Source organism: Blautia sp. SC05B48 (assembly GCF_005848555.1).
Classification (GTDB): Bacteria; Bacillota; Clostridia; order Lachnospirales; family Lachnospiraceae; genus Blautia_A.
On the sequence record NZ_CP040518.1, the window covers coordinates 2,753,440 to 2,779,020 of the forward strand.

General features: G+C 44.5%; 18 protein-coding genes and 1 pseudogene. 14 read left to right on the top strand and 5 right to left on the bottom strand.

What is annotated here, in order from left to right; all coding sequences use genetic code 11:
• Positions 1–58 precede the first annotated feature (58 nt).
• Both glgA and feoB read left to right on the top strand, forming a co-directional pair.
• A complete protein-coding gene (gene glgA, locus EYS05_RS12715; protein WP_015524465.1) occupies positions 59–1,504 on the top strand; it encodes a glycogen synthase GlgA in 1,446 nt (481 codons plus the stop codon).
• A 409-nt stretch (positions 1,505–1,913) separates the two neighbouring features.
• Positions 1,914–4,292, top strand: a complete 2,379-nt coding sequence (feoB, locus tag EYS05_RS12720) for a ferrous iron transport protein B (RefSeq protein ID WP_138277311.1) — start codon at positions 1,914–1,916, stop codon at positions 4,290–4,292.
• Between the two features lie 10 nt (positions 4,293–4,302).
• Here feoB and EYS05_RS12725 read toward each other — a convergent pair whose 3' ends face one another.
• On the bottom strand, positions 4,303–5,178 hold the full coding sequence (locus EYS05_RS12725) for a LysR family transcriptional regulator (RefSeq protein WP_138277312.1): 876 nt from the start codon (positions 5,176–5,178) through the stop codon (positions 4,303–4,305).
• Between the two features lie 171 nt (positions 5,179–5,349).
• Between EYS05_RS12725 and EYS05_RS12730 the strand changes: the two genes are divergently transcribed.
• From EYS05_RS12730 to EYS05_RS12740, 3 genes are read left to right on the top strand one after another with little or no spacing between them, the layout of a single operon-like run.
• Positions 5,350–6,816: a UbiD family decarboxylase gene (locus EYS05_RS12730; protein ID WP_138277313.1), complete on the top strand. Its 1,467-nt coding sequence runs from the start codon at positions 5,350–5,352 to the stop codon at positions 6,814–6,816.
• Positions 6,813–7,382, top strand: coding sequence for a UbiX family flavin prenyltransferase (locus tag EYS05_RS12735; protein WP_044960990.1), 570 nt, complete (start codon positions 6,813–6,815; stop codon positions 7,380–7,382). Before EYS05_RS12730 ends, EYS05_RS12735 begins: the two co-directional genes overlap by 4 nt.
• Entirely contained in the window at positions 7,367–7,747 is a 381-nt protein-coding gene (locus EYS05_RS12740) for a prenylated flavin chaperone LpdD (RefSeq protein ID WP_015524472.1), read from the top strand. Before EYS05_RS12735 ends, EYS05_RS12740 begins: the two co-directional genes overlap by 16 nt.
• 122 nt (positions 7,748–7,869) lie before the next feature.
• Here the strand turns inward: EYS05_RS12740 and EYS05_RS12745 are convergent, their stop codons facing one another.
• Positions 7,870–9,243, bottom strand: a complete 1,374-nt coding sequence (locus tag EYS05_RS12745) for an MATE family efflux transporter (protein WP_138277314.1) — start codon at positions 9,241–9,243, stop codon at positions 7,870–7,872.
• Between the two features lie 289 nt (positions 9,244–9,532).
• Here EYS05_RS12745 and EYS05_RS12750 point away from each other — a divergent pair, with 289 nt between their 5' ends.
• The 3 genes from EYS05_RS12750 (at position 9,533) to EYS05_RS12760 (ending at position 12,884) form a co-directional block, all read left to right on the top strand.
• Positions 9,533–11,023, top strand: coding sequence for an AAA family ATPase (locus tag EYS05_RS12750; protein WP_138277315.1), 1,491 nt, complete (start codon positions 9,533–9,535; stop codon positions 11,021–11,023).
• A 225-nt stretch (positions 11,024–11,248) separates the two neighbouring features.
• Complete coding sequence (locus EYS05_RS12755; RefSeq protein WP_138277316.1) at positions 11,249–12,280, top strand: LacI family DNA-binding transcriptional regulator; 1,032 nt, start codon at positions 11,249–11,251, stop codon at positions 12,278–12,280.
• Positions 12,281–12,380: 100 nt separating this feature from the next.
• Positions 12,381–12,884, top strand: coding sequence for a gamma carbonic anhydrase family protein (locus EYS05_RS12760; protein ID WP_138277317.1), 504 nt, complete (start codon positions 12,381–12,383; stop codon positions 12,882–12,884).
• A gap of 107 nt (positions 12,885–12,991) precedes the next feature.
• On the opposite strand, the pseudogene EYS05_RS12765 reads toward EYS05_RS12760, so the two are convergent.
• Both EYS05_RS12765 and EYS05_RS12770 read right to left on the bottom strand, forming a co-directional pair.
• Positions 12,992–14,370 (bottom strand): annotated as a pseudogene (locus tag EYS05_RS12765) (alanine/glycine:cation symporter family protein).
• Positions 14,371–14,588: 218 nt separating this feature from the next.
• Positions 14,589–15,497, bottom strand: coding sequence for a LysR family transcriptional regulator (locus EYS05_RS12770; RefSeq protein WP_022426354.1), 909 nt, complete (start codon positions 15,495–15,497; stop codon positions 14,589–14,591).
• Positions 15,498–15,611: 114 nt separating this feature from the next.
• On the opposite strand from EYS05_RS12770, the gene EYS05_RS12775 reads away from it, so the two are divergent.
• The 3 genes from EYS05_RS12775 (at position 15,612) to EYS05_RS12785 (ending at position 20,338) form a co-directional block, all read left to right on the top strand.
• Complete coding sequence (locus tag EYS05_RS12775; protein WP_021650670.1) at positions 15,612–16,916, top strand: NCS2 family permease; 1,305 nt, start codon at positions 15,612–15,614, stop codon at positions 16,914–16,916.
• A 15-nt stretch (positions 16,917–16,931) separates the two neighbouring features.
• Positions 16,932–18,668, top strand: a complete 1,737-nt coding sequence (locus EYS05_RS12780) for an adenine deaminase C-terminal domain-containing protein (RefSeq protein WP_092070388.1) — start codon at positions 16,932–16,934, stop codon at positions 18,666–18,668.
• A 203-nt stretch (positions 18,669–18,871) separates the two neighbouring features.
• Complete coding sequence (locus EYS05_RS12785) at positions 18,872–20,338, top strand: sensor domain-containing diguanylate cyclase (protein WP_138277318.1); 1,467 nt, start codon at positions 18,872–18,874, stop codon at positions 20,336–20,338.
• Positions 20,339–20,428: 90 nt separating this feature from the next.
• On the opposite strand, the gene EYS05_RS12790 is transcribed toward EYS05_RS12785, so the two are convergent.
• Complete coding sequence (locus EYS05_RS12790) at positions 20,429–21,814, bottom strand: MATE family efflux transporter (RefSeq protein ID WP_092070385.1); 1,386 nt, start codon at positions 21,812–21,814, stop codon at positions 20,429–20,431.
• Positions 21,815–22,386: 572 nt separating this feature from the next.
• Here EYS05_RS12790 and EYS05_RS12795 point away from each other — a divergent pair.
• The 3 genes from EYS05_RS12795 to speB are packed head-to-tail and all read left to right on the top strand — an operon-like array spanning position 22,387 to position 25,574.
• On the top strand, positions 22,387–23,853 hold the full coding sequence (locus EYS05_RS12795) for an aminotransferase class I/II-fold pyridoxal phosphate-dependent enzyme (RefSeq protein ID WP_015524484.1): 1,467 nt from the start codon (positions 22,387–22,389) through the stop codon (positions 23,851–23,853).
• A gap of 5 nt (positions 23,854–23,858) precedes the next feature.
• Positions 23,859–24,713: a polyamine aminopropyltransferase gene (gene speE, locus EYS05_RS12800; RefSeq protein ID WP_015524485.1), complete on the top strand. Its 855-nt coding sequence runs from the start codon at positions 23,859–23,861 to the stop codon at positions 24,711–24,713.
• A gap of 3 nt (positions 24,714–24,716) precedes the next feature.
• The gene (gene speB / locus EYS05_RS12805) at positions 24,717–25,574 is read left to right on the top strand and encodes an agmatinase (RefSeq protein WP_015524486.1); all 858 of its coding nucleotides are present in this window, start codon (positions 24,717–24,719) and stop codon (positions 25,572–25,574) included.
• Positions 25,575–25,581: the final 7 nt, after the last annotated feature.

A 25,581-nucleotide genomic window follows, 5' to 3' on the forward strand; every position in this document is an offset into this window, starting at 1 on the left:
ATGAATTTTGGAGTATAATCATAAATAAAAACGGGTGTACCCAGGGAGGGGAATACAGATGAAAAAAATTCTGTTTGCTACATCAGAAGCAGTACCTTTTATCAAAACAGGAGGACTCGCTGATGTTGCCGGCTCACTGCCTAAGTGCTTTGACAAAAAATATTTTGATATCCGCGTGATTTTACCGAAATATGCCTGTATGAAACAGGAATGGAAAGACAAAATGGAGTATGTGACCCATTTTTATATGGATCTGGGATTTAAGAACTGCTATGTAGGCATTATGCAGATGCAGTATGACGGGATCCAGTTTTACTTCATTGACAATGAATATTATTTCAGCGGTCCGAAACCATATGACAGCGCACCATGGGATCTTGAGAAATTTGCTTTCTTTTCCAAAGCTGTGTTATCGGTTCTTCCGGTGATCGGATTCAGACCGGATATCATCCACTGTCATGACTGGCAGACAGGACTTGTTCCGGTTTACCTTCACGATTCTTTCCAGGAGAATGAATTCTTCCGTGGAATCAAGACTGTTATGACAATACATAACCTGAAATTTCAGGGTGTATGGGATGTTAAGACTGTTAAGGATATCACAGGCCTTTCCGATTACTACTTTGCGCCGGATAAACTGGAAGCATACAAGGACGCAAACTTCCTGAAGGGCGGTATGGTATTTGCAGATGCCATTACCACAGTAAGTAATACCTATGCAGAAGAGATCAAGACACCGTTTTATGGTGAGAAGCTGGACGGACTTCTCAATGCGAGAGCCAACAGCCTGCGTGGTATTGTAAATGGTATTGATTACAATGAATTCAATCCGGAGACAGATCCGAATATCACCAAGAACTACAATGCAAAGAACTTCCGCAAGGAGAAGATCAAGAACAAGATCCAGCTTCAGAAAGATCTTGGACTTGAGCAGGATCCGAAAGCTATGATGATCGGTATTGTATCCCGCCTGACAGATCAGAAGGGATTTGATCTGATCGCTTATATTATGGACGAACTGTGTCAGGATGCGGTTCAGATCGTTGCTCTTGGTACCGGTGAGGAACGTTATGAGAATATGTTCCGTCATTTTGACTGGAAGTATCATGGCAAGGTATCTGCACAGATCTACTATGATGAGGCAATGTCTCACAGAATTTATGCAGCATCTGACGCATTTCTGATGCCGTCACTGTTTGAGCCATGTGGCTTAAGCCAGCTGATGAGCCTTCGTTATGGAACTCTTCCGATCGTCAGAGAGACCGGTGGTCTGAAGGATACAGTTGTCCCGTACAATGAATTCGAGGGAACCGGAACAGGATTCTCCTTCGTAAATTACAATGCACATGAAATGCTTGCTACGATCCGTTATGCAGAGAGTGTATATTATGACAAGAAACGTGAATGGAATAAAATGGTAGATCGCGCGATGGCTGCAGATTTTTCCTGGAACAATTCCGCACGTCAGTATGAGGAAATGTACAATTGGTTAATTGGTGAGTAAGGATTCACCGAAGCGGTTCTCGCAATAAAAAGGCGCAGACGACAGATAATATGTCGTTTGCGCTTTTTTATTGCGGGAATATACATGGATGTTATTGTATGTCTGCAAAAAAAATATGAAGGTGTTTGTTTATCAAACAGGAATTGTGTTAAAGTGAGAAAAAATATAAATGTTAATGATAAATAACTTTTGAATTGGTATTATTTGTACGAAACTTATCAGATTAATCAGTTATTGTCAAATAACTTAAATTGTGTTACATTTATATTAGTACATCGTTTTTGAAATAACTATACCATTCACTTGTCTGTGAATCCGATTGATATAGTTATTTACGAAACGATGTACCAGTGGATAATACAGATATATGTATTGACCATGTAAATTGTACTTATGATGAGGTGACAATATGACACTGGACAAATTAAAGACTGGAGAATGTGGCAGAATCATCAGTGTTCGTGGCGAGGGGGAGCTGAGACATCATCTTCTGGATATGGGGCTTACACCGGGGACAGAAGTGTCTCTTCGTAAAACAGCTCCTATGGGAGATCCGGTACAGCTTGTGCTGCGCGGATATGAGCTGACATTGCGGCTGGCGGAAGCTGCAAAGATTGAGATCGTATCGATCGAATCCATGACGGAAACGAAGAAAGAAAATGAACGGCATCAGCCGATTGCTCATCCTGGTGTGGGAGAACTTGGAAAGGCTCGAGATTATCGTAAGAACCGGATCGGTGATACGATTCCCAAAGGGGAACCGATCACGTTTGCACTGGCAGGTAATCAGAACTGTGGAAAGACAACTCTTTTTAATCAGCTGACAGGTTCCAATCAGCATGTTGGTAACTTTCCAGGTGTAACTGTTGACAAGAAAGAAGGAAGCATCCGGAGGCATCCGGAGGCAACGGTAACGGATCTTCCTGGAATCTATTCACTTTCCCCGTATTCCAGCGAGGAGATCGTAACAAGAGATTTTCTGCTGAATGAGAAGCCGACAGGAATCATTAATATTGTAGATGCTTCCAATATTGAGAGAAATCTTTATCTTACCATGCAGCTGATGGAGCTTGGAATCCCAATGGTGCTGGCCTTAAATATGATGGATGAGGTAAGGGCAAATGGAGGCTCTGTTCGGATCAATGAACTGGAGGAGATTTTAGGAATTCCGGTTGTACCTATTTCAGCAGCGAAGAATGAAGGAATTGATGAGCTGATCGATCATGCAGTCCATGTTGCAAGATACAGAGAAGCACCAGGAAGAATTGATTTCTGTACTGACAATCAGTCACCGAAGGATCCGGTAGGCGCACTTCACAGATGTATCCATGCAGCCGTTCATCTGATCGAACCCTATGCAAAAAAAACAGGACTTCCTGTACGTTTTGCAGCTACGAAGATCGTAGAGAAAGATTCTCTGATCGAAAAACGTCTGGATTTGCCTGAAGGTGAAAAAAAGGTTCTTGATGGGCTGGTACATGTTATGGAGAAGGATGGCGGTCTGGACCGTGAGGCAGCTCTTGCGAACATGCGCTTCAATTTTATTGAAAAGCTTTGTGAGAAAACTGTGGTAAAACCGGCAGAAAGCCGTGAACATAAACGAAGTGTCGCCATAGATCGTATCCTTACCGGAAAATATACAGCAATTCCCTGTTTTGTGGGAATTATGGCAATTGTATTTGTGATGACGTTTAATTATCTGGGAGCCTGGCTTTCAGACGGAATGACTATGGTCGTGAACTGGGTAATTGCACTTATTGGCAGGGGACTGGAGGCGGCAGGTGTCAGCCCAGTACTGCAGTCACTGGTTGTGGATGGAATTTTAAGCGGTATCGGAAGCGTGATCGGATTTCTTCCTACGATCGTTACTTTGTTTTTCTTCCTGTCAATCCTGGAAGATACCGGATATATGGCTCGTGTAGCCTTTGTTATGGACAAGCTCCTTCGAAAGATCGGACTTTCCGGAAGAAGCTTTGTGCCGATGCTGATCGGATTCGGCTGTTCGGTGCCGGCCATTATGGCAACCAGAACATTATCCAGTGAACGTGACCGGAAAATGACGATCCTGCTTACTCCGTTTATGAGCTGCAGTGCCAAGCTTCCAATCTACGGACTTCTCACCAGTGCATTTTTCCCGAAGCAGTGGAGAGGAGTTGTGATGATCAGCCTTTATTTTGCAGGAATTCTCTGCGGGATCCTGTATGCGCTGATCCTGAAAAAGACGAAATATAAGGGAGAGCCGGTTCCGTTTGTCATGGAGCTTCCCAATTATCGACTTCCTTCTGCAAAAAGTGTAGGACAGCTGATCTGGGAAAAGGCGAAGGACTTTATCCAGAAAGCGTTTACAATTATTTTTGCGGCAACGCTGATCGTGTGGTTCCTGCAGAACTTTGATGCAGGTCTTAACCTTGTTACCAGCACAGATCAGAGCCTTCTGGCACAGATTGGAAGCATCGTGGCACCACTTTTTGCTCCGCTGGGCTTTGGTGACTGGAGAGTATCCACCGCATTGATCACGGGCTTTATGGCAAAAGAGAGCGTTGTGTCTACGCTGACAGTCCTTCTGGGCGGAAATACGGCATTGCTTCAGAATTTGTTTACACCGTTTACTGCTTACGTATTTTTGATCTTTACCTTGCTCTATACACCCTGTGTTGCAGCTATTGCAACTGTGCGTCGGGAGATGGGAACTGTAAGAGCTGCCGCCGGTATTGTAGTAGTACAGTGTGCCACTGCATGGATCGTTGCGTTTGCGGTACATGGTGTGGGAATGATGCTTGGATTATAGAAAAAATACCTTACATATGGCTTTTCACAAACTGCAGAAAACATTCTGCAGAGGTTGTGAGAGCCATATTTTTTTTATGGGCAATTCCAACAGATAGCTTTTTCAGTCCATTAACCGGGACAGCAACAAGCGAAGGCTGACGAAAGAACTGAAAGCTGCTTTCTGTAAGAAGGCTGATCCCTTCGCCAATTTCCACTGCGCTGACAATAGATTCTGCGCGGGCAGTACGCAGAAGCTGAGGGTGGATCCCTGCATTATGAAAACTTTGCATACAGAAACGGTAAATGGAGGTGTGCGGAGGCATCAGGATAAAAGTCTCTTTTTTTAGGTCGGAAAGAGAAACCGATTTTTTGGACGCGGAGGGATGAGCTTCAGGAAAAACAGCAACCAGACGGTCTGCTGTGAGAGCATGAAAAGTATAGAGCTCCGGGTCTATCATGTGTTTTCGTACAAAGATCAGATTAAAAAAGTCTTTTTCAAGACCGGAAAGAAGTTCTTCGTCTTCTACCTCCTTCAGAGAAAAAGAAAGCTCCGGGTGTGTATCACAAAAACTGTGTATCACAGAAGTAAGATGGTACTGAGAAAGAAAAGGAAGTGTTCCAATATGAAGTGCCTGGAGCTTACTGTCCTTAAAATGGTACACTGCTTCCAGAGAACGATGATACTGTCTGGAAATCTTAAGTGCTTCTTTGTAAAAAAACTCTCCTTCAGGAGTAAGCACAGCAGTACGCTTGCTGCGGTCCCATAAGGTAAGCTCCAGTTCTTTTTCCAGTTTCATGATCTGCTTGGAAAGGGAGGACTGGGAGATATGCATAGCTTCTGCAGCATCAAAAAAAGTCCGGGATTGAGCTGCACAGATAAAATAGTCGATCTGTTCAAGAGTCATGGTAACACCTGCCTTTTAGAAAATAGTGACGAATCATTCCATATTGGAAACAATTATATCATAGAAAGAATTGATTCACCATGTAAAAAAGAGATAAAATAACATAAGAAAATAAAGATGTTACTGAGAACGGAGTGAACAGTAATATAAAGATAACGCAGGAGGTTTTTTATGGCAGAAAAAGTAAGAGATCTGAGAAGTGCTCTGGCACTTCTGGAGCAGATGCCAGATCAGCTGATCGAAACAGAGGTGGAAGTTGATCCGATGGCAGAGCTTGCAGGGGTATATCGTTATGTAGGAGCCGGTGGAACGGTGAAGCGTCCCACAAAGGAAGGACCTGCCATGATCTTTAATCGTATAAAAGGACACCCGGATGCAAGGGTAGCTATCGGTCTTCTGGCAAGCAGAAAAAGAGTTGCTGCTTTACTTGACACTCAGCCGGAAAATCTTGGAAAGATGCTCTGCAAAAGCGTGGAGAATCCAATTCCACCGGTCGATCTTGAAGGCGATGCACCGTGTCAGCAGGTGGTGCATAAGGCAGCAGATCCGGATTTTGACCTCTATAAGCTGGTTCCTGCGCCAACGAACACACCGGATGATGCGGGCCCGTATATCACACTTGGCATGTGCTACGCCACACACCCGGATACTGGAGTTCACGATGTGACCATTCACCGTCTCTGCATTCAGGGAAAAGATGAGCTTTCCATTTTCTTTACACCTGGTGCCAGACATATCGGAGCAATGGCAGAGCGTGCTGAGGAGCTGGGACAAAGGCTGCCGATTTCTATCAGTATCGGAGTTGATCCTGCTATTGAGATCGGTTCCTGTTTTGAGCCGCCTACAACACCACTGGGGTATGATGAGCTGTCTGTAGCCGGTGCACTGCGCAAAGAGCCGGTGGAACTCTGTAAATGTTTAACCGTTAACGAGCGTGCCATCGCCAATGCGGAATACGTGATCGAGGGAGAAGTGATCCCGGGTGTGCGTGTAAAGGAAGATCAGAACAGCAATACCGGATACGCCATGCCGGAGTTTCCGGGATATACAGGGCCTGCAAGTGATCAGTGTTGGCTGATCAAGGTTACAGCAGTGACACATCGTGAAAATCCGATTATGCAGACCTGTATCGGGCCAAGTGAGGAGCACGTATCCATGGCGGGAATCCCTACAGAGGCCAGCATCTATGGCATGGTGGAAAAAGCAATGCCTGGAAGACTTCAGAACGTATACTGCAACAGTGCCGGAGGTGGAAAGTATATGGCTGTCCTTCAGTTTAAAAAGCTTTCTCAAAGTGATGAGGGAAGACAGCGTCAGGCTGCACTTCTTGCATTTTCTGCCTTTAGTGAGCTGAAAAATGTATTTCTGGTAGATGAAGATGTGGATTGTTTTGATATGAATGACGTACTTTGGGCGATGAATACGAGATTCCAGGGGGATGTGGATGTGATCACCATTCCGGGTGTCCGTTGTCATCCTCTTGATCCGTCCAATGATCCTGCATTTTCTCCAAGTATCCGTGATCATGGAATTGCATGCAAGACTATTTTTGACTGTACGGTGCCTTATGATCTGAAGGAAGATTTTCACAGAGCCCGTTTTATGGAACTGGATCCGGAGAAATGGCTGAAAAAATGAAAAAGAGAATTATAGTTGGTGCGACAGGTGCAAGCGGCCTGCCGCTCCTTGTAAAATGTCTGGAGATCATCCGGGAGAATCCGGATTTTGAGTCTTATCTGATCATGAGTTCCAGTGCAGAGCTGACTCTTCGCCAGGAGACGGAGCTGGAACCGGAGGATGTGAAACGATTGGCAGATCATGTATGTGCACCGGGAGAAATTGGGGCAAAACCGGCCAGTGGTTCTTTCAAAACAGAGGGGATGCTGATCGTGCCCTGCAGCATGAAGACGATCGCGGGGATCCACAGTGGCTATGCAGATAATCTTATTCTGCGTGCGGCAGATGTGACGGTCAAGGAACAGAGAACACTGGTGCTGGCAGCCAGAGAAACACCGTTAAGCGGGATTCATCTCCGAAATCTTTATGAGCTTTCCATGCTTCCGGGAGTGCGGATCATTCCGCCGATGCTGACGTTTTATCATAAACCGGAGAGCATTGATGATATGGTGTATCATATTGCGGCAAAGCTTTTGGAACCGTTTGGGATCGAAGCAAAGGAGTATCGCAGATGGAATGGATTATAAAAGAGTGTGTGGAGACTGCAGGCTGTGAGCTGGAGGTCAGTGCTGCATTTATCGGAGAGGATGTGCTTATCTGTCTGAAAGGCGGAGAGAGACCTCATCTGGGATGTGTGGTGCAGACGGAACCGAGAGTGTCTCTGACAGGGGATGGTTCTGTGAGTGCGACTTCTTCAGTTTTGAATTTTCCGGGACATAAGGACGAGGTGATCTGCCGGTGGATGGCGGAGAAGGTTTCGAAAGAGCTGGGAAAGAGAGTGGTTTGCACCGGGGGATTTCATAAGGATGGTATTTCGGAGAAAGAGATCCGGGAGGTGCAGGGAAGTGTTGTGCGTCTGACAGAGATGGTGATAGAAGGACTGCAGCGGTAGTTGAGTAACGAACGGCTGGAACCTGCTAAAGTTATTTTCCAAAAGTCCGAAACTTTCTTCGCTCAAACAGCGAATTTTTGAAAAATAACGCAGATTCCAGCCGTCTAAAATGTTTCTGTATTCTATTTATTTTCAAATATATTCTCACGGGTAATATTCTTAGCCCACTTCCCACTGAGATACCTTTTGATCACCCATGGCCATTTCACAAATTCATCCGTACAGAGCAGAAAATACACCCACATAACCGGCAGCTTCAGTACAAAAGCAGCGAAGAATCCAAGGGGTACTGCATATATCCACATATCAATGGTATCACAGATCAGACCAAACTTTGTATCACCACCTGCCCGGAACACACCGGCGATCAGGGTTGTGTTTACGGCAGACCCCATAATATAGTAGCTGTTGATCAGAAGCATATATTTCAGATAATGCATGGCAGTGGGTGTCAGGGACGCAAATCTCATTACGAACGGTGTGATGGCAAGAACGATAAGTCCGCCCAAAAAACCTGCAATAACAGTAAGCTTCAGTGTTTTGGAAGCATAACGCCTGGAACGTTCCAGATCGCCCTGCCCCATAACATTGCCTAGAAGGATACCTCCTGCACTGGCAATACCGAAACAGAAAACAGAGCCGATATTACGGACTACTACAACCAGAGAATTGGCAGCAACCGCATCCGTACCAAGATGCCCCAGGATCACAGAGTACATGGAAAAACCAATACTCCAGGAAATATCATTGCCAAGAGCCGGTAGGGAAAGCCGCACGAAATCACTGAACAGCAGTTTGCTTTTTGTGAACATACATCGGAGATCCAGTCGGACATTTTTGCTGAAAGCAGAAACAATAAAACAGGCGATCAGCTCGATCATTCTGGAAAGTGCAGTAGCAATAGCCACACCGGTAGCACCAAGCTTGGGTGCTCCGAACAATCCGAAGATAAAAGTCGCATTCAAAAGGATATTCAGTCCAAATGCCAGCATATTCATCGCCATGCTGGTAGTTACCCGGCCAATGCTTCGAAGAACAGCCAGATAAACCTCCGTCATACCCCAGCAGATATAGGTGATACCCATAATGCGGATATAGGAAGAACCAATGGCCAGAAGCTTCGGATCATTGGTGAACAGTTTCATCATCATCTGCGGCATGGTAAATGCAACGAGCGCCACGAGAACAGAGATGATCATGGAAAAACGAAGAGCGATTCCCTCGATGATCTGAATGGCTTTGTAATCTCCCTTTCCATAATACTGGGCACAAAGCAGGGTGGCTCCCGTACCAAGACCGTAATATACCATAAACAGGACATTGGAATAATTCGCTGCTAGGGATACTGCGGAGATGGATGACTGACCTACAAAGTTCAGCATGATAACATCGGCGGAATTGACCGCTGCACTTAGCAGATTCTGAATGATGATGGGGATGACAAGCTTAACGATCTGTGGATAAAAATCATCCCGCTGTGAAAGTTGATTTCTCATTTCCTCCTCCAAAAAAATACAATTACAATGACGTGAAAAACAGTAAATCACATACATGGTAACTGTGTCAGCTTTTGTAAAAAATGAAAGCAGACATGATTGCACGATAACATAGTTTACAGGCAGTGTCAATCAGCAAACTGTGGAACTGTTTAAACAACTTACGGGAAAATGACGAATACAAAAAATGAATAAAAAATGCATAAAAAACCATATCAGCAGTTGTTGAGATTTCCAATCCATGATAAACTGAATGAAGATATTTTTCAGAGAAAGAGGAGTAAAAAATATGCCAGTTTTTGATTTCAGCGCAGCACCGGCAGATAAAAAAGAGACAAAAAGCCAGTGCACATATACAACGTTTCGTTCCAATGAAACAAAAGCCACACCGGAGAAACCGGTGCTGATCCTGGATAACAGCAAAAGAGAGTGGAAACATCATTCTTGCGGATATTTTTCTAATCCTGCGAAGCAGACTGCATTTGAGTTTAAGGAAGAGGACGGTGTTTTCCCGGCAGACATCCTGAAGATCGATTCCCGTTTTACAAGCCTGATCAAATGGCTCGGAGAAAATCATATCAACATCCGTCTTTCAGGACAGAATACAGAAGAAGGATATGCTGTTTACAAAATCCGCGAGATTGCTTTTGGCGGAGGCACCAAGCTTTCTGCTGAGGACGGATTTCTTCAGTTTATGATCGAGCGTCTGTTTGCAAGCAGTGCGCCGGCAGAAGAAAATGAGAACGATGATGAGGAAGAAGACGGTGACGATATGAAGCTTACCAGTATTCAGAGTATCACCGACTTTATGAACTGTGCCGGAAAGACTATGCCGGATAATATCCGTCTCTGGGCAAGAAGAAATCTGGCAGTTGCCCGTTCTCATGAGGTTTCTCAGGAGGAAAGACGCCATGCCCAGAGAGCACTTTCCATCATGATGAATATTCAGTGGAAGCATAATTATTTTGAGTCTATTGATCCGAAGGAAGCACGCCGTATCCTGGATGAGGAGCTTTATGGAATGGAGCGTGTAAAACAGAGGATCATTGAGACGATCATTCAGATCAACCGTACTCATACACTTCCTGCTTACGGACTGCTTCTTGTAGGACCGGCAGGTACCGGTAAATCTCAGATCGCTTATGCAGTTGCAAGAATCCTGAAAATGCCGTGGACAACCCTGGATATGAGTTCGATCAATGATCCGGAACAGCTTACAGGAAGCTCTCGTGTTTATGCAAATGCCAAGCCTGGAATTATCATGGAGGCTTTTTCCATGGCAGGAGAATCCAATCTGGTATTTATCATCAATGAGCTTGACAAGGCTGCATCAGGTAAAGGAAACGGAAATCCGGCAGACGTGCTTCTGACACTGCTGGATAACCTTGGTTTTACAGATAACTATATGGAATGTATGGTTCCGACAGTTGGTGTCTATCCTATTGCCACAGCCAATGATAAGGCACAGATCAGCGCACCTCTGATGTCACGTTTTGCAGTGATCGATATTCCGGATTACACACCGGAGGAAAAGAAGATCATCTTTTCCAGATTTGCGCTTCCCAAGGTTCTGAAACGTATGAGCCTGAAACAGGAAGAATGTATCGTAACGGATGAGGCGCTGGACGCAGTAATTAAGAAATTTGAAGATACCACAGGAATCCGTGATCTGGAGCAGGCTGCGGAGCATATTGCGGCCAATGCCCTGTATCAGATCGAGGTGGATCATGTGAAGGCTGTAACCTTTACCCCCGAGATGGTACAGGAGCTTCTGGACTGACAAGGGAACCAGTTTTGCAATGATAAAAATGCTTCCGGAGATTTTTTCGGAAGCATTTTTGGCTGAGGGAATGCACCTGTTTATGCCGGGCCTGTCTGATCGTAAAGGAAAATTATAAAAATAATGAAATCAGGGATTGCCTGAGAAAGTGTAAATGTGTATAATGAGACAAAAGAGCGTGCGCGTGAACACAAAGCACACAGGAGAGGTTTTGGAGGGTAAAATATGGCAGTAACATTACAACAGATTGCGGAAGCAGCAGGAGTTTCAAGAGGCACTGTGGACAGGGCACTGAACAACAGAGGCCGTATCCGCCCGGAAGTAGAGGAAAGGATCAAAAGGATCGCCCGGGAGATGGGATATCAGCCCAGCCGTGCCGGTCGTGCCCTTGCCATGGCAAAGAGGAAAATCCGTATCGGTGTGATCCTTCAGTATATGGAGACTCCTTTTATGCAGCAGGTTTTAAAGGGAGTCCTGGAAGCAAAAGAAGAAGTAGAGAGCTTTGGCGGAACAGTAAAGATTTATGAGATCGAAGGCGTGGAACCGGAAAAAGTAATGGCTGCAATGGAAGAACTCCGGGAAAAGGGGTTTAATGGAATCGCGTTGACTCCATCAGAGGATCAGCTTTTGAGAGCGAGGATCGATCAGTATCAGGAAGAGTATGGAATTCCGATAGTTACCTTTAATGCGGATCTGGAAGATACAAAAAGGTTATGCTTTGTGGGACAGGATACCTTTCAGGCCGGTCGTACGGCAGCAGGCCTGATGTGGGAGATGACAGGCGGAAACGGGCAGGTTGCCATAATTTCCGGACAGGTTGCCAATCCTGGTCTGATCAGCAGGCAGAAAGGATTTACGACAGAGATCAAAGAAAGCTTTCCGGGAATCGAGATCGTGGATATAAGGTATTCTTATGATGACGAATGGGTGGCATCCAAGATCGTGGAAGAATTTCTGGAGCTTTATCCGGAGCTGACCGGGATCTATATTACGGGTCATGGTGTAAAGGGTGTCTGCCAGACCTTGCAGAAGCTTGGAAAGGATAAAACCATGCATGTGATCGCCAATGATTTCCTGGAAGAAAATCTGAAATGGCTGAAAGAGGGGACGATCAATTTCCTTATTGGTCAGGATGCGGCTGTACAGGGACATTCTCCGGTGATTATTTTGTTCCAGCTTCTCTTTGACAGCAAGGCACCGGAAAAGGAATACCAGTATACAGATATTGTGATCCGGACGAAATATAATATAGGTTAAAAAGTCAGTATAAACATTAAAATTGCTGTTGTGCACGGAGTCTATAGTCAGATTATATACCAGGGTTCTGTACAGAAAAAAAGCAGATTCAGGAGGAAAAATGAATTATAAAAATGTAAAGATCGCAGAAGGTGCCAGGATCGCAAAGCAGTCTGTGATCCTTGGAAATGTAACGATCGGCCGTGACAGCTGTGTATTATATTATGCGGTGATCCGCGGAGATGATGCGCCGGTAGTGATCGGAGAAGAAACCAATATCCAGGAAAACTGTACCATTCATGTGAGCCACAACATGCCGGTCCATATCGGAAACAACGTTACTGTGGGACATAATGCGGTGATCCATGGATGTACCATCGGAGACCGGACACTGATCGGAATGGGAGCCGTGATCCTGGATGGTGCAAAGATCGGAAATGACTGTATCATAGGAGCCGGAAGCCTTGTGACTAAAAATACGGTGATCCCGGATGGCTCCCTGGTAATGGGAAGTCCGGCCAGGATCAAACGAAACCTTACCTGGGAAGAGAAGCTTGGTATCGTGGAAAACAGCAAAGAATATCTTACTGTGTCCGAAGAGATGAAAGCGCAGGATGTATTATAAAAAAGTGAAGAAGACATTTGTAAACGGACAGCTCCGACTGCTTTGTAATATGAGAAGCAGTCGGAGCTGTAACTTTGTTATATAAAATGCTTATATTTATCGTTTTTTTATTTATCGATCACTTCCACCGGTGTGTCATCCCGTGCATCCAGGTCGTTGATATATTTTTTGGTCTCTTTTACGATCACATTGGAAAGCAGTAGTACTGCGATCAGGTTTGGAATAGCCATCAGTGCATTCAGGATATCCGCTACGGTCCATACCAGGTTCAGAGAAATAACAGGGGAGATGGCAGCTACCGCAATGTACAGCACACGATAGGGAATGAGTCCCTTTTTGCCGGAGAAATACTCCACGCATCGCTCGCCATAATATGCCCATCCAAGGACTGTAGAATATGCGAAGGAAATGATACCCACTACAAGGATCACAGGACCAAGAACCGGGATCTGCTGAAAAGCCAGTGTAGTAAGAACACCGCCATCAGTGATATTTCCCATGTCGATCGAAGGATTTTTCATAATACTGGTTACCAGAACAAGACCGGTCATCAGACATACCACAACGGTATCCCAGAATGTACCGGTGCTGGAAACGAGAGCCTGACGAACCGGATTTCTTGTCTGTGCGGCAGCAGCGGCGATGGGGCAGAACCCATACCGGATTCATTGGAAAAAAGTCCTCTTGCGATTCCATACTGCATGGCCATCATGATACCACGTCCTACAAGACCTCCTGCAGCAGCACCAGGGGTAAAAGCAAATTTGCAGATGGTTTTTACTGCGGGAATGATAAAATCGAAATTGATCCCCAGGATGATGATACATCCAATCACATAGAAAAATGCCATAAACGGAACAAGACGTTCACATACATTGGCGATGGATTTGATCCCGCCGAAAATAACAAGGGCAGTAAGAACTGCCACAGCAATGCCGATCGCTGCCGGCGGAATATGAAGGTTCTCATTACATACCGTTGCAATGGCATTGACCTGGGTAGCACATCCGATTCCAAAGGAAGCAAAGCCACCGAAAAAGGCAAAGATCAGACCAAGCCAGCGCATATTTAATCCGCGCTCCAGGGCATACATAGCACCACCCTGCATACGGCCGTCTTTGGTTTTGACGCGGTATTTTACAGCGATGAGAGACTCACTGTATTTGGTGGCGATTCCGAAGACACCGGTAAGCCAGCACCAGAGGACTGCACCGGGACCACCAAGAGCAATGGCAGTACCGACACCGATGATATTTCCGGTTCCAATAGTGGAAGCAAGGGCTGTTGTCAGGGCGCCAAACTGGCTGACTTCACCTTCCGCATTGGTATCTTTGGTGACAGACAGGCGAATGGCGGTACCAATCTTACGCTGGATCACACCGGTACGGATGGTCATGAAAATATGGGTGCCCAGAAGTAAAATGATCATCCACCAGCCCCACACCAGACTGTCGATCTGGTTTATCACACTTCCGATTGCATTCATCATAGAAATCGCCTCCCTTTCTCAAAGCGAAATATCGCAGGACTGCAGAAATAGCACAAGGGCGTACAGACACAGGAAATATGTGCTGTACGCCCTTGTACGTTACGCTCTTGAGTTTTGATTATTGTGTTAATTATACAGGAATATTCAGAATAATGCAACAAAAACATTCCCTCTGAACAGAAGATTTTTTGCTTCAATATATGTTGATCAAAACACTACAGGACCTTCCTCGCAGTACATATAAAATCCCGGGCGTACTGTGGGAGATAGGTACCTCTTCGGTATGCAATTGTCAGTGTGCTGAAAACGCCATCTTCACCAATGGAAAAACAGGCTGGTTTTACAGGGAGGTCCATATTTTGGACATAGGTTTCCGGGGTGAAACACATACCAAGTCCTTGCATGCAGAGTTTGACACAGGTTTCTGTGTTGCGGCTCTGTATTGGCACATAAGGCTTGATATGGGCAGCTTTCAATGCTTCCAGCGAAAGCTGTCCGGTAGTCTGTTCCGGAAAATGCAGGATAAAAGGCTCTTCTGCCAGAAGTGAGAGATCAAGCTTCGGGTATATGCCGTGAGTGGATACACTGCCGGCAGCAGCCAATGGGTGCTCCGGAGGCATGATCAGAAGGATTTCTTCTTTTTTCAGCAGTTCGTATTCCAGCTTGGGGTGTTTATGTACTTCATTGAAAATGCCAAAATCAAGCTGATCATTGAGCAGAAGTTTTTCCTGGATAGAATATGCCTCTTCCAGGATATTGACCTTTACTTTAGGATATTTTTGAAAAAAAGAGGTCATGATCTGAGGAACCATACAGGTACTCCTCATCAGTGGGAAAGCAACGTTCAGTTCTCCTTCATTATTTTCTGTAAGATCTTTCAGCTCTTTTTCCCAGTCCTGTTGTATCTGCAGGATCTTTCGGGTATACTCCATATATTTGCGGCCCGCAAAGGTAGGTGTATAGCTGTTTCCGCTGCGGCTGAACAGCTTGGTCCCCATTTCTCGTTCCAGTTTCTGGAGATGCTTGGTCAGGGTTGGCTGGGAAATATAAAGCTCCTGTGCGGCTTTTGTAAGATTCTGATATTTGGCAATGCAGAGAATGTACTTCAGTTCATGATAGTTCATGTTTTCCTCCAATTATTCCATTTTGGTATAATTTTTATGTATAATATGAATTTGACTTCCTGATATGCATATTTTACAATACATCCTATCATCATATCAAGGGGGAAAAAATAAATGAAAAACTGGCTGGAAAAACAGTTCAGACTGTCTGAGTTCAATACAAATATAAAAACAGAACTTCTGGCAGGACTGACAACTTTTGTAACTATGGCGTATGTGCTTGCTACGATCCCAAATATTCTGGCAGGCGCCGGTTATGATAAACACACGACTCTGACAGCTATGATCATTCTGATCATTGTGACCAGCTGTGCAATGGCATTGGTTACCAATCGACCGTTTGCTCTGGCTCCAGGACTTGGAAGCGTTGGAATTATTGCGTCTATGATTACCAATGAAGGCGTAAGTATGCCGATCGCAGCAGGTGTGATATTCTGGAGTGGTGTTCTTTTTATCATAATTTCATTCTTTGGTCTGAGAGAAGCCGTGGTACGTGTGATCCCGGTAAGCCTGAAACAAGCGGTTAGTGCCGGTATTGGTCTGTTTATCGCACTTCTTGGTGCAAAAAACTGTGGACTGATCGTGGCAAATGATGCAAAAAACTGTCTTTCCTTTGGAGATCTTGCATCTCCATCTGTGATCGTAGCAGTGATCGGATTTCTGATTCTTCTGGTAATCAAGGTACGAAATATTCCGGGTGGTATGATTCTTGCGATCCTGCTGACCACTCTGGCAGGAATTCCTTTCGGTGTTACACATGCTCCGGAATCCATTTTTGCATTTCCGGCAGGTATCGGCCATCAGTTCCTGAAAGTTGATTTTATGGGAGCGCTGAATTTTGCTTATATTCCATTTCTGATCGCTCTGTTTGTACCGGATTTCTTTTCTACATTCGGAACAGTTCTGGGAGTGGGAGCAAAGGCAGGCTATCTGGATAAGGATGGAAATCTTCCGGGTATTGATAAATGCTTTAAGGTAGATGCGATTGCAACAAGCTTTGGAGCATTGTTTGGAATGCCGAGTCTTACTACTTATCTGGAGTCATCTGCAGGCGTAGAAGCAGGAGGAAAAACGGGACTTACGGTTATTTTTACAAGCATTTTCTTCGGACTTTCGCTGTTTCTGGCACCACTGGCTCTTGTGATCCCATCTGCGGCAACCGGTCCGGTGCTGATCTATATCGGCATCAATATGCTTGGTGCTATGAGAAATATTGATTATTCGGATATTACAGAGTATATTCCGGCATTTTTATGTGTAACCTTTACGATTTTTGCAAATAATATCGCAAATGGTATCTGCGTGGCGCTTCCGGCTTATCTCGTTATGAAAATCGCAGCAGGAAAGATCAAAAAGGTTGAACCGGTCATGTATGTACTGGTAGCAGTCTGTCTGTTGTATTTTTATTCAATTATCTAAGGATGGTGAAATGGTATGGAGCAGGTTCATCTGCTGATCAAAAACGCAAAGGTATTTAATTCCTATCTTAAGAAATTCATATCTGCCAATGTTGCGGTGAAAGATGGAAAATTTTATTACATAGACAGAAAACAGGATACGGATCTTCAGACTGACAATGTGATTGATGCAAAGGGATCATACATGATTCCAGGACTGACAGATATTCACATGCATATTGAGAGTTCTATGGCCACACCGGCTTTTTTTGGAAAATGTGCAGGAGAAAATGGTGTGACGACGGTGGTTTCAGAGCCTCACGAAATGGCCAATGTCAAAGGGATCCGAGGGATTCTGGAAATGATCTCTGCGGCAAAGAATGCACCTATCGATATTTTTTACGGGATTCCAAGCAGCGTTCCGTCAACCAGTGAAAAGCTGGAAACAACAGGCGGGATCATTGACTGCAGTGCAATGAAGCATCTGCTGGAAGAAAAAGATGTGGTATGTGTAGGCGAAATCATGAATTACCGGCAGATCATCCGGGAAAATGATTTGGAGATCAGCCGGTTTCTGGAATATCTGAAAAAAGACCATCCGGGATATGTGATCGAGGGACACTGTCCGTCATTACTGGATCTGGATCTTGCAAAGTTTCTTTATCTGGGTATTAATGGTGATCATACAGAACATACTCTTGAGGAAGTAAAGCAGCGGATCGAAAACGGAATGTTTTTTGAGATCCAGGATAAAATGCTGAAACCGGAAATCCTGGAATATATCTGTCAGAACCAGCTCTACGAGTATTGTTCCTTTGTAACAGATGATACTATGGCAGATGTTTTGTATGAGCAGGGACCGCTGAATGCAGTGGTACAGAAAGCGATCGATATGGGATTTCCGATGGAACAGGCAATCTACTGTGCCACATATACACCATGTCAGCGGATGCATTTTTATGACAGAGGAGCTATCGCACCGGGAAAACTTGCGGACTTTATGCTGCTTAAAGATCCGTCCGTTCTTAAACCGGAAGCTGTATTCAAAAATGGTGTTCCGATTTATGCAAAGGATGAACCGCAGTTGCCGCTGTCTGCTTCCACATATGAATTTCCGGCAGATTTTTACCGGAGTGTACAGCTTCCGGAGATTTTTCTGAAGGATTTTCAGGTGAATGCTCCTTTTCAGGAAGGATATGCAACGGTTCGTGTGATAGAGATCAATCCGGATCGTACCCATACTACTGAAAAACTGGTGGAAATGCCGGTGAAAGCTGGAAAGATCTGCTGGGAAAACAGCGGATGTCTTCTGGCTATGGTGGTGGAACGTCATGGGAAGAACGGAAATATCGGCTATGGATTTCTTACAGGCTCCTGCTTGAAAAAGGGAACTGTGGCAACAACATATTTTCATGATCATCATAATCTCTTTGTGGCAGGAAGCTCTCCGGATGATATGTTATTTGCTGTAAATAGGATCCGGGAACTGCAGGGGGGATTTCTGACAGTAAAAGATGGAAGGATCCTTTCTGAACTTGCACTTCCGGTATGTGGGCTTTTATCCGAAAAATCAATCAGGGAGAATGGCCTTGCATTGAAGGCGGTAAGAAAAAGCCTTACAGATCTGGGATATGTGCATAATAATCCGATCATGTCAGTGGCAACACTTGGATTACCGGTAAGCCCGGCACTGAAGCTGACTGATAAGGGACTGGTGGATGTAAAAAAAGGAGAAATTGTTCCGCTGATCGTAAACACAAAGAAAAATAAATAACGTTGTTCTTATTGCAGCAATATAAGCCGGACGTGAGTTGCGGAAGGCGGCATAATAAGGCATAATAATCAGATATCGTTGTAAAAAATCTGCATTTTTCAATCTTATGATTGGAATCTGCAGATTTTTTGTTATAGAGAAAAAACAAAAATCATGGTAAAATAAAAATGCAGGACAAAAAAGGTTAGATCAGGAGAAAACGTATGAAAAAGAATCACTTTGAATTAAAAAATTATGTTATGGCAACCGGCGTTTTTATCTTGGCGGTTATAGCAGGGATTCTTATTTTTTTCGAGTGTGTGCAGAGGGCTGTACAGGTGAATTCTCAGAATACATTGAAGATAAATGTGCAGAGACAAAGTGAACATTTGCGGACGATACTGGATATTAATTATCAATATCTGAATGAGATTGCCTCTGCAATGGGAAGATCAGAAGAACTTTTTTCAGAAGAAAATAAAGAACGACTGATATCTATTTATGAAAAGACAGACCTGGAGAGGGCTGCTCTTATTGATAAGAATGGAGATGCATACTACGACAATGGAGTAACCAAGAATGTTTCTCATCGCAGATATTTTCAGGAGGCTATCAGTGGAGAGCAGACCATCAGCGATCCCCTGGAAAGCAGTGTGGACCATAAGGTGCGGGTGGTTTTAGGTGTGCCGGTATACAAAGACCATAAAGTGATCGGTGTGTTGGGCGGATCCTGTAATGTTACAGCGCTGAGCCATATGCTTTTTAATGATCTTTTTGATGGAGCGGGAAACAGTCTTCTGGCTACAAGTGATGGAGAGATCATTGCCTTTGACAGTGGTTCGGCGTCTGGTACGGAGATCACATATGGAATCAATCTTTTTAAATATTACGGAGAAAAAAATCTTAAAGGAAAGCATGCTCTTCAGGATGTTCAGGAAGATTTTAAAGTTGGCGAAAGTGGTCTGGTGAAGCTTAGCCTCAAAGAGAGAAAAGAAGCAGACCGGTATCTGGCATATATGCCTCTTGGATACAACGACTGGATGATCTGTTATGCAATTCCTGTAAAAAGTGCACAGCAGGCTTATGAATTCATTTCTGGTTATGAAATCCTATTTATGGGAAGCTTCTGTATTCTGGTGCTGCTCCTGCTCCTGTATATTGTTGTAAGAAATAATCAGGAGAAAGCGGAATTGGTACGTTCTGCCCAGAAGGATGCGCTTACAGGCGTTTATAACAGAGAGAATACGCAGAAGGTGATCGATGCTATTCTGAGAGAAAAAGCTCCGGAAGGCTTTCATGGCTTTTTGATCCTGGATATGGATCATTTTAAAGAAGTGAATGATGTTTACGGACATGTCATGGGAGATAATGTATTAAAGATGCTGGGAGGTTTTCTTAAAGAGCAGTTCCGGGAACAGGATGTGATCGGGCGTATCGGCGGGGATGAGTTTGTGATCCTGCTCTGTAATATCGGTTCCCGGAAAAATATGGAGAGCAGAATAAAAAAACTTCATGAAAAGCTCAGGGAGATCCGTATGGAAGGCATGGGAGAGCATACATTTACTTTTAGTGCAGGAATTGCTTTTGCACCACAGGATGGAGATACCTTTATGGAACTGTATCAAAAAGCAGATTTTGCCCTTTATCAGGTAAAACGCTCCGGAAGGGATGGCTACCGGATCTATAAATAACAATAAAAAAGACAGAAGATATCCTGAAGAGAAAAAAGGAAATCTTCTGTCATTTTTTTGTATAAATTGGAATGGGAAGCTTTGATATCCTTATGCTTCCGGAATTTTTTGGATGATCGTTCTGTTTATGACAACCAGGAAAGCTACGGACACGATCAGAGAAATGATCTCCGCAATGGGGAAAGACCACCATACTGCGTGAAGTCCGCCGATGGAAGCAAGGATATAAGCAGCAGGTACCAGGACAAACAGCTGACGCATGATAGATACGATCATACTGAATACAGCTTTTCCGAGTGCCTGGAATACAGTTCCCGCAATGATACAGAACCATGCGATCAGATAGTGGATTCCTATGATACGAAGTGCAGGGATTCCGATGGTAAGCATATCTTCGGAAGCACTGAACAGCCCCAGCAGTGTTTTCGGAATAAATTCAAAGGCAAGAAAACCAATGAATGTAAAACAGAATGCGATGAACATGCTGACTTTGACAGTTTTAAGCATACGCTTTCTGTGGCGTGCACCATAATTATAGGCAATGATCGGTGTAATGCCGTTGTTAAGTCCAAATACAGGCATGAAGAAAAAACTCTGTAATTTGAAGTAAACACCAAATACTGCAGTTGCAGTGACTGTGAACTGTACCAGGATCAGATTCATGCAGTAGGTCATGATAGAACTGATGGACTGCATGATGATCGATGGAATACCTACTGCATAAATATGGCCGATGATCTTAAGGTCAGGACGGAAGCCCCTGAAGCTGAGCCGGACTTCATGATTAAATTTATGGTTGCAGATTCCGGCAACGATGCAGGCTACACACTGTCCGATCACAGTAGCTACAGCAGCTCCGGTAACACCCATTTTCGGAGCACCGAACAGACCAAAGATCAGGATCGGGTCAAGGATGATGTTGGTGATGGCACCGCACAGCTGAGAAGTCATGCTGAATATGGTTTTTCCTGTGGATGTGAGCAGACGTTCAAAGAAAAACTGTCCAAGCAGACCAAAGGAGAATATCATAACTGTGCTCAGATATTCAATCCCAAATTTAAGGATCTCAGGGTCTGCGTTATGTACCTGGCTGGCATAAAATGGTTTTACTACTGTAAATCCAAGGATCAGGAAAACCAGATAGCTTAAGCCATACAGGAAAGCAGCATTGCTGGCTGTCCGATCAGCTTTTTCAAAATTCTTTTCTCCAAGGGATTTGGAAAGCAGTGCGTTCATACCCACACCGGTACCTGCACCTACTGCGATCAGAAGTGTCTGCAGTGGAAAAGCCATGGAAACTGCCGTCAGAGCATTTTCGGAAAGCATGGCAACGAAAACACTGTCTACAATATTGTACAATGCCTGCACCAGCATGGAGATCATCATTGGCAGAGACATGTTTAGTACAAGCCTTCCTACGGGCATGGTCCCCATTTTGTTTTCTGCTATGGGAGCAGATGTACTTTTTTGATTCATATTTCCTCCATTTTGTATTTTGTAGTTTTTGACCTAATTATATATATTAGCATGAAAATATAAGGGATTCAAGAAAAGAATATCCTTCTGACATTATTATAAATGGTCCATACTATAAGTATTTAAACGATTTTGATAGTTGACATGAATTTTCAGATATGCTATGCTTATGTAGATTTTGAAGGACAAGAAAGAGTCTTTTCAAAGCAATTATTTTGGACCACTCCATTTTGGGGTCAAGGCCATACGGACAGCCGGGTCCACTGCCGCTGATGGTAACTTTGGTTGCCTTATTGATTGAGTTAGAAGCTCAAATTTTATAAGTTGGTTCCTTTGATAACCGTCATGCGCATGTTGCGCAGACTTGTGAAACGGTCAATAAGAGTAGTAAAAGTATGATTGCTATATAGACTCTGACATATATCATCCGGATTCTGATCTCATGTAAATATGGGGATTCTCATATTTATATGCGATGAAAATAAAATCAGGAAGAATGATCTAAGCAGGTTTACGGTTTTGTATCGGCCTGCTTTTTTTGTGCGGATAAAGGAACTGGAAATGGAGAAGCAATGAACAGAAGTCGTTTTAAACTGGACCAGAATCATGCTCCAATTCATGAAGCTCTGGAAAAATTCCTGCGTATGAGAGTAGTACCTTTCGATGTGCCGGGACATAAAAGAGGAAGAGGAAATCCGGAGCTTACTGAATTTCTGGGACAAAAATGTGTAGGTGTGGATGTAAACAGCATGAAGCCGCTTGATAATCTCTGTCATCCCGTATCTGTGATCCGGGAGGCGGAAGAGCTGGCAGCAGATGCCTTTGGAGCAGCGCATGCATTTCTTATGGTTGGAGGAACTACAAGCTCAGTGCAGACTATGGTGCTAACTGCCTGTAAGAGGGGAGATGAGATCATTCTTCCCCGAAATGTCCACAGAAGTGTGCTGAATGCGCTGGTTCTGTGCGGAGCAATCCCGGTCTATGTGAATCCGGAGGTGGATCAGAGACTTGGGATTTCTCTTGGAATGCGACGTGAACAGGTGGCAAAGGCAATTAAGGAGCACCCAAATGCGGTGGCTGTGCTGGTGAACAATCCCACCTATTATGGAATCTGCAGTGATCTTCGCGCAATTGTACGCATGGCTCATGAAGCAGGAATGCTGTGTCTGGCAGATGAGGCACATGGAACCCATTTTTATTTTGGCGGAGGTCTGCCGGTTTCGGCAATGGCAGCCGGTGCAGATATGGCGTCTGTATCCATGCATAAAAGTGGCGGAAGCCTGACCCAGTCCAGCCTTCTTCTTACAGGACCAGGTGTTCATGCCGGTTATGTCCGTCAGATCATCAATCTGACTCAGACTACTTCAGGCAGCTATCTTCTGATGTCAAGTCTTGACATTTCGCGCCGGAATCTTGCACAGCGAGGACGCCAGATTTTTCATCAGGTAGCAGATATGGCAGAGTATGCAAGGGAAGAGATCAATGCTATTGGCGGCTATTATGCATTTGGAAAAGAGCTGGTGAATGGAGATTCGGTTTTTGATTTTGACATTACGAAATTAAGTGTACATACCCTGGATATCGGACTTGCAGGAATCGAGGTTTACGATATACTGAGAGATGAATATGATATTCAAATCGAATTTGGTGATATTGGAAATATTTTGGCTTATCTGTCGATCGGAGATCGTGCCCAGGAAATAGAGCGGCTGGTAAGTGCTCTTGCGGAGATCCGCAGGCGATTCCAGAAGGATAAATCAGGATTGCTGGATCAGGAATATATCGATCCTCAGGTAGTGACAAGTCCTCAGGAAGCTTTTTATGCAGAAAAATGCAGCCTTCCTCTCAGAGAAACCGAAGGCAAAGTATGCAGCGAGTTTGTAATGTGTTATCCTCCGGGAATCCCGATTTTGGCTCCGGGGGAACGAATCACTCCGGAAATCCTGGATTATATTGAATATGCCAAGGCAAAAGGATGCAATATGACAGGCCCTGAAGATCCGGATATATTGCGTTTAAACGTACTGGCAGGGAGGTAAAGAAAATGGAAATGTGGTTTTCGGAATTTCATACACCGGATGTGAAGCATAGTATCCGGGTAAACCGTCAGCTTTATTCAAAGCAGAGTGACTATCAGAGAATTGATATTTTTGAGACACCGGAATTTGGCAGGGTGCTCACACTGGACGGTAATGTAATGCTCACAGAGCGTGACGAATTTATTTATGACGAAATGATCACTCATGTACCTATGGCTATTCACAAAGAAGCCAAAGATATTCTTGTGATCGGAGCAGGAGACGGCGGAGTTGTACGTGAACTGACCAGGTATGACCGTGTCAGCCATATTGATCTGGTAGAGATGGATCCTATGGTAGTAGAAGCCTGTCGCGCATATCTTCCGGGAAATGCCTGCAGGCTGGATGACAGGAGAGTGCACCTTCATTATGAAAATGCGTTGAAATATATACGCCGCTGCGAAAATAAATATGATCTTATTATTGTAGATTCCTCGGATCCCTTTGGCCCATCGGAGGGATTATTTACCCGTGAATTTTACGGAAACTGCTATAATGCGCTGAAGGCGGATGGAATCATGGTTAATCAGCAGGGAAGTCCTTTTTATTCCGAGGATGCGCATGCCATGCAGCGCAGTCACAAAAGAATTGCCAGTACTTTCCAGATCAGCCGTGTTTACCAGGCTCATATTCCTACCTTTGCTGCCGGCTACTGGCTGTTTGGCTTTGCAAGTAAAAAATATCATCCTGTGGATGACCTGGATTCGAAGGCATGGAATTCACTGAATCTTCGCACCCGTTACTATACTACAAGGCTTCACAAAGGTGCATTTTATCTTCCGGCTTTTCTGGAGGAAATGCTTCAGGAGGTGGAGGACTGATTTATGATCTTACCAAATATTGAAAATTTTATCGGTTGTGACAGCAGCTTTGAGGAAGCAGAAATTGTTCTTTACGGAGCTCCCTTTGATTCGACCACAAGCTTTCGTCCGGGAGCCAGGTTCGGTCCTTCTGCCATTCGTCATGAAAGCTTTGGACTGGAAACCTACAGCCCTTATCAGGATCGTGACCTTATGGATATCCGGGTATTTGACAGTGGAGATCTGGAACTTTGCTTCGGTAGCAGTGAAAAGGCGCTTGCTGATATACAGGATCGTGCAGAGGAAATCCTGAAAGAGGGAAAAATGCCGTTGCTTCTGGGGGGAGAGCATCTGGTGACACTGGCTGCTGTGAGAGCTGTCGCCGGGAGATATCCGGGACTTCATATTATTCATTTTGATGCGCACGCAGATTTAAGAGACGATTATCTTGGTGCCCATTTAAGTCATGCGTGTGTTATCCGCAGATGCTATGATATTCTGGGAGATGGGCGGATACATCAGTTTTGTATCCGAAGCGGGGAAAGAGAAGAATTCCGGTTTGCAAAAGAGCATACAGATTTTCATCCCTTTACCTTTGAAGGCCTGGAAGAAACCGTACAGGAATTGGCCAGGAAGCAGGTTCCGGTATATTTTACCATTGATCTGGACTGTCTGGATCCATCTGTATTTCCGGGAACCGGTACACCGGAGGCAGGAGGCGTAAGCTTCCTTGAATTGCTCGCTGCTATCCGGAAGGTATCAGAATTAAATATTGTGGGAGCAGATGTTAATGAGCTGGCACCTATGCTGGATCCAAGCGGTGTTTCCACAGCTACAGCATGTAAGGTGGTCAGGGAACTGCTGCTGGCGGTGGCAAAATAAAAACAGT

Coding starts and splice junctions, on each gene's coding strand:
- glgA (WP_015524465.1), top strand. CDS start 59: ATGAAAAAAATTCTGTTTGCTACATCAGAAGCAGTACCTTTTATCAAA.
- feoB (WP_138277311.1), top strand. CDS start 1,914: ATGACACTGGACAAATTAAAGACTGGAGAATGTGGCAGAATCATCAGT.
- EYS05_RS12725 (WP_138277312.1), bottom strand. CDS start 5,178: ATGACTCTTGAACAGATCGACTATTTTATCTGTGCAGCTCAATCCCGG.
- EYS05_RS12730 (WP_138277313.1), top strand. CDS start 5,350: ATGGCAGAAAAAGTAAGAGATCTGAGAAGTGCTCTGGCACTTCTGGAG.
- EYS05_RS12735 (WP_044960990.1), top strand. CDS start 6,813: ATGAAAAAGAGAATTATAGTTGGTGCGACAGGTGCAAGCGGCCTGCCG.
- EYS05_RS12740 (WP_015524472.1), top strand. CDS start 7,367: ATGGAATGGATTATAAAAGAGTGTGTGGAGACTGCAGGCTGTGAGCTG.
- EYS05_RS12745 (WP_138277314.1), bottom strand. CDS start 9,243: ATGAGAAATCAACTTTCACAGCGGGATGATTTTTATCCACAGATCGTT.
- EYS05_RS12750 (WP_138277315.1), top strand. CDS start 9,533: ATGCCAGTTTTTGATTTCAGCGCAGCACCGGCAGATAAAAAAGAGACA.
- EYS05_RS12755 (WP_138277316.1), top strand. CDS start 11,249: ATGGCAGTAACATTACAACAGATTGCGGAAGCAGCAGGAGTTTCAAGA.
- EYS05_RS12760 (WP_138277317.1), top strand. CDS start 12,381: ATGAATTATAAAAATGTAAAGATCGCAGAAGGTGCCAGGATCGCAAAG.
- EYS05_RS12770 (WP_022426354.1), bottom strand. CDS start 15,497: ATGAACTATCATGAACTGAAGTACATTCTCTGCATTGCCAAATATCAG.
- EYS05_RS12775 (WP_021650670.1), top strand. CDS start 15,612: ATGAAAAACTGGCTGGAAAAACAGTTCAGACTGTCTGAGTTCAATACA.
- EYS05_RS12780 (WP_092070388.1), top strand. CDS start 16,932: ATGGAGCAGGTTCATCTGCTGATCAAAAACGCAAAGGTATTTAATTCC.
- EYS05_RS12785 (WP_138277318.1), top strand. CDS start 18,872: ATGAAAAAGAATCACTTTGAATTAAAAAATTATGTTATGGCAACCGGC.
- EYS05_RS12790 (WP_092070385.1), bottom strand. CDS start 21,814: ATGAATCAAAAAAGTACATCTGCTCCCATAGCAGAAAACAAAATGGGG.
- EYS05_RS12795 (WP_015524484.1), top strand. CDS start 22,387: ATGAACAGAAGTCGTTTTAAACTGGACCAGAATCATGCTCCAATTCAT.
- speE (WP_015524485.1), top strand. CDS start 23,859: ATGGAAATGTGGTTTTCGGAATTTCATACACCGGATGTGAAGCATAGT.
- speB (WP_015524486.1), top strand. CDS start 24,717: ATGATCTTACCAAATATTGAAAATTTTATCGGTTGTGACAGCAGCTTT.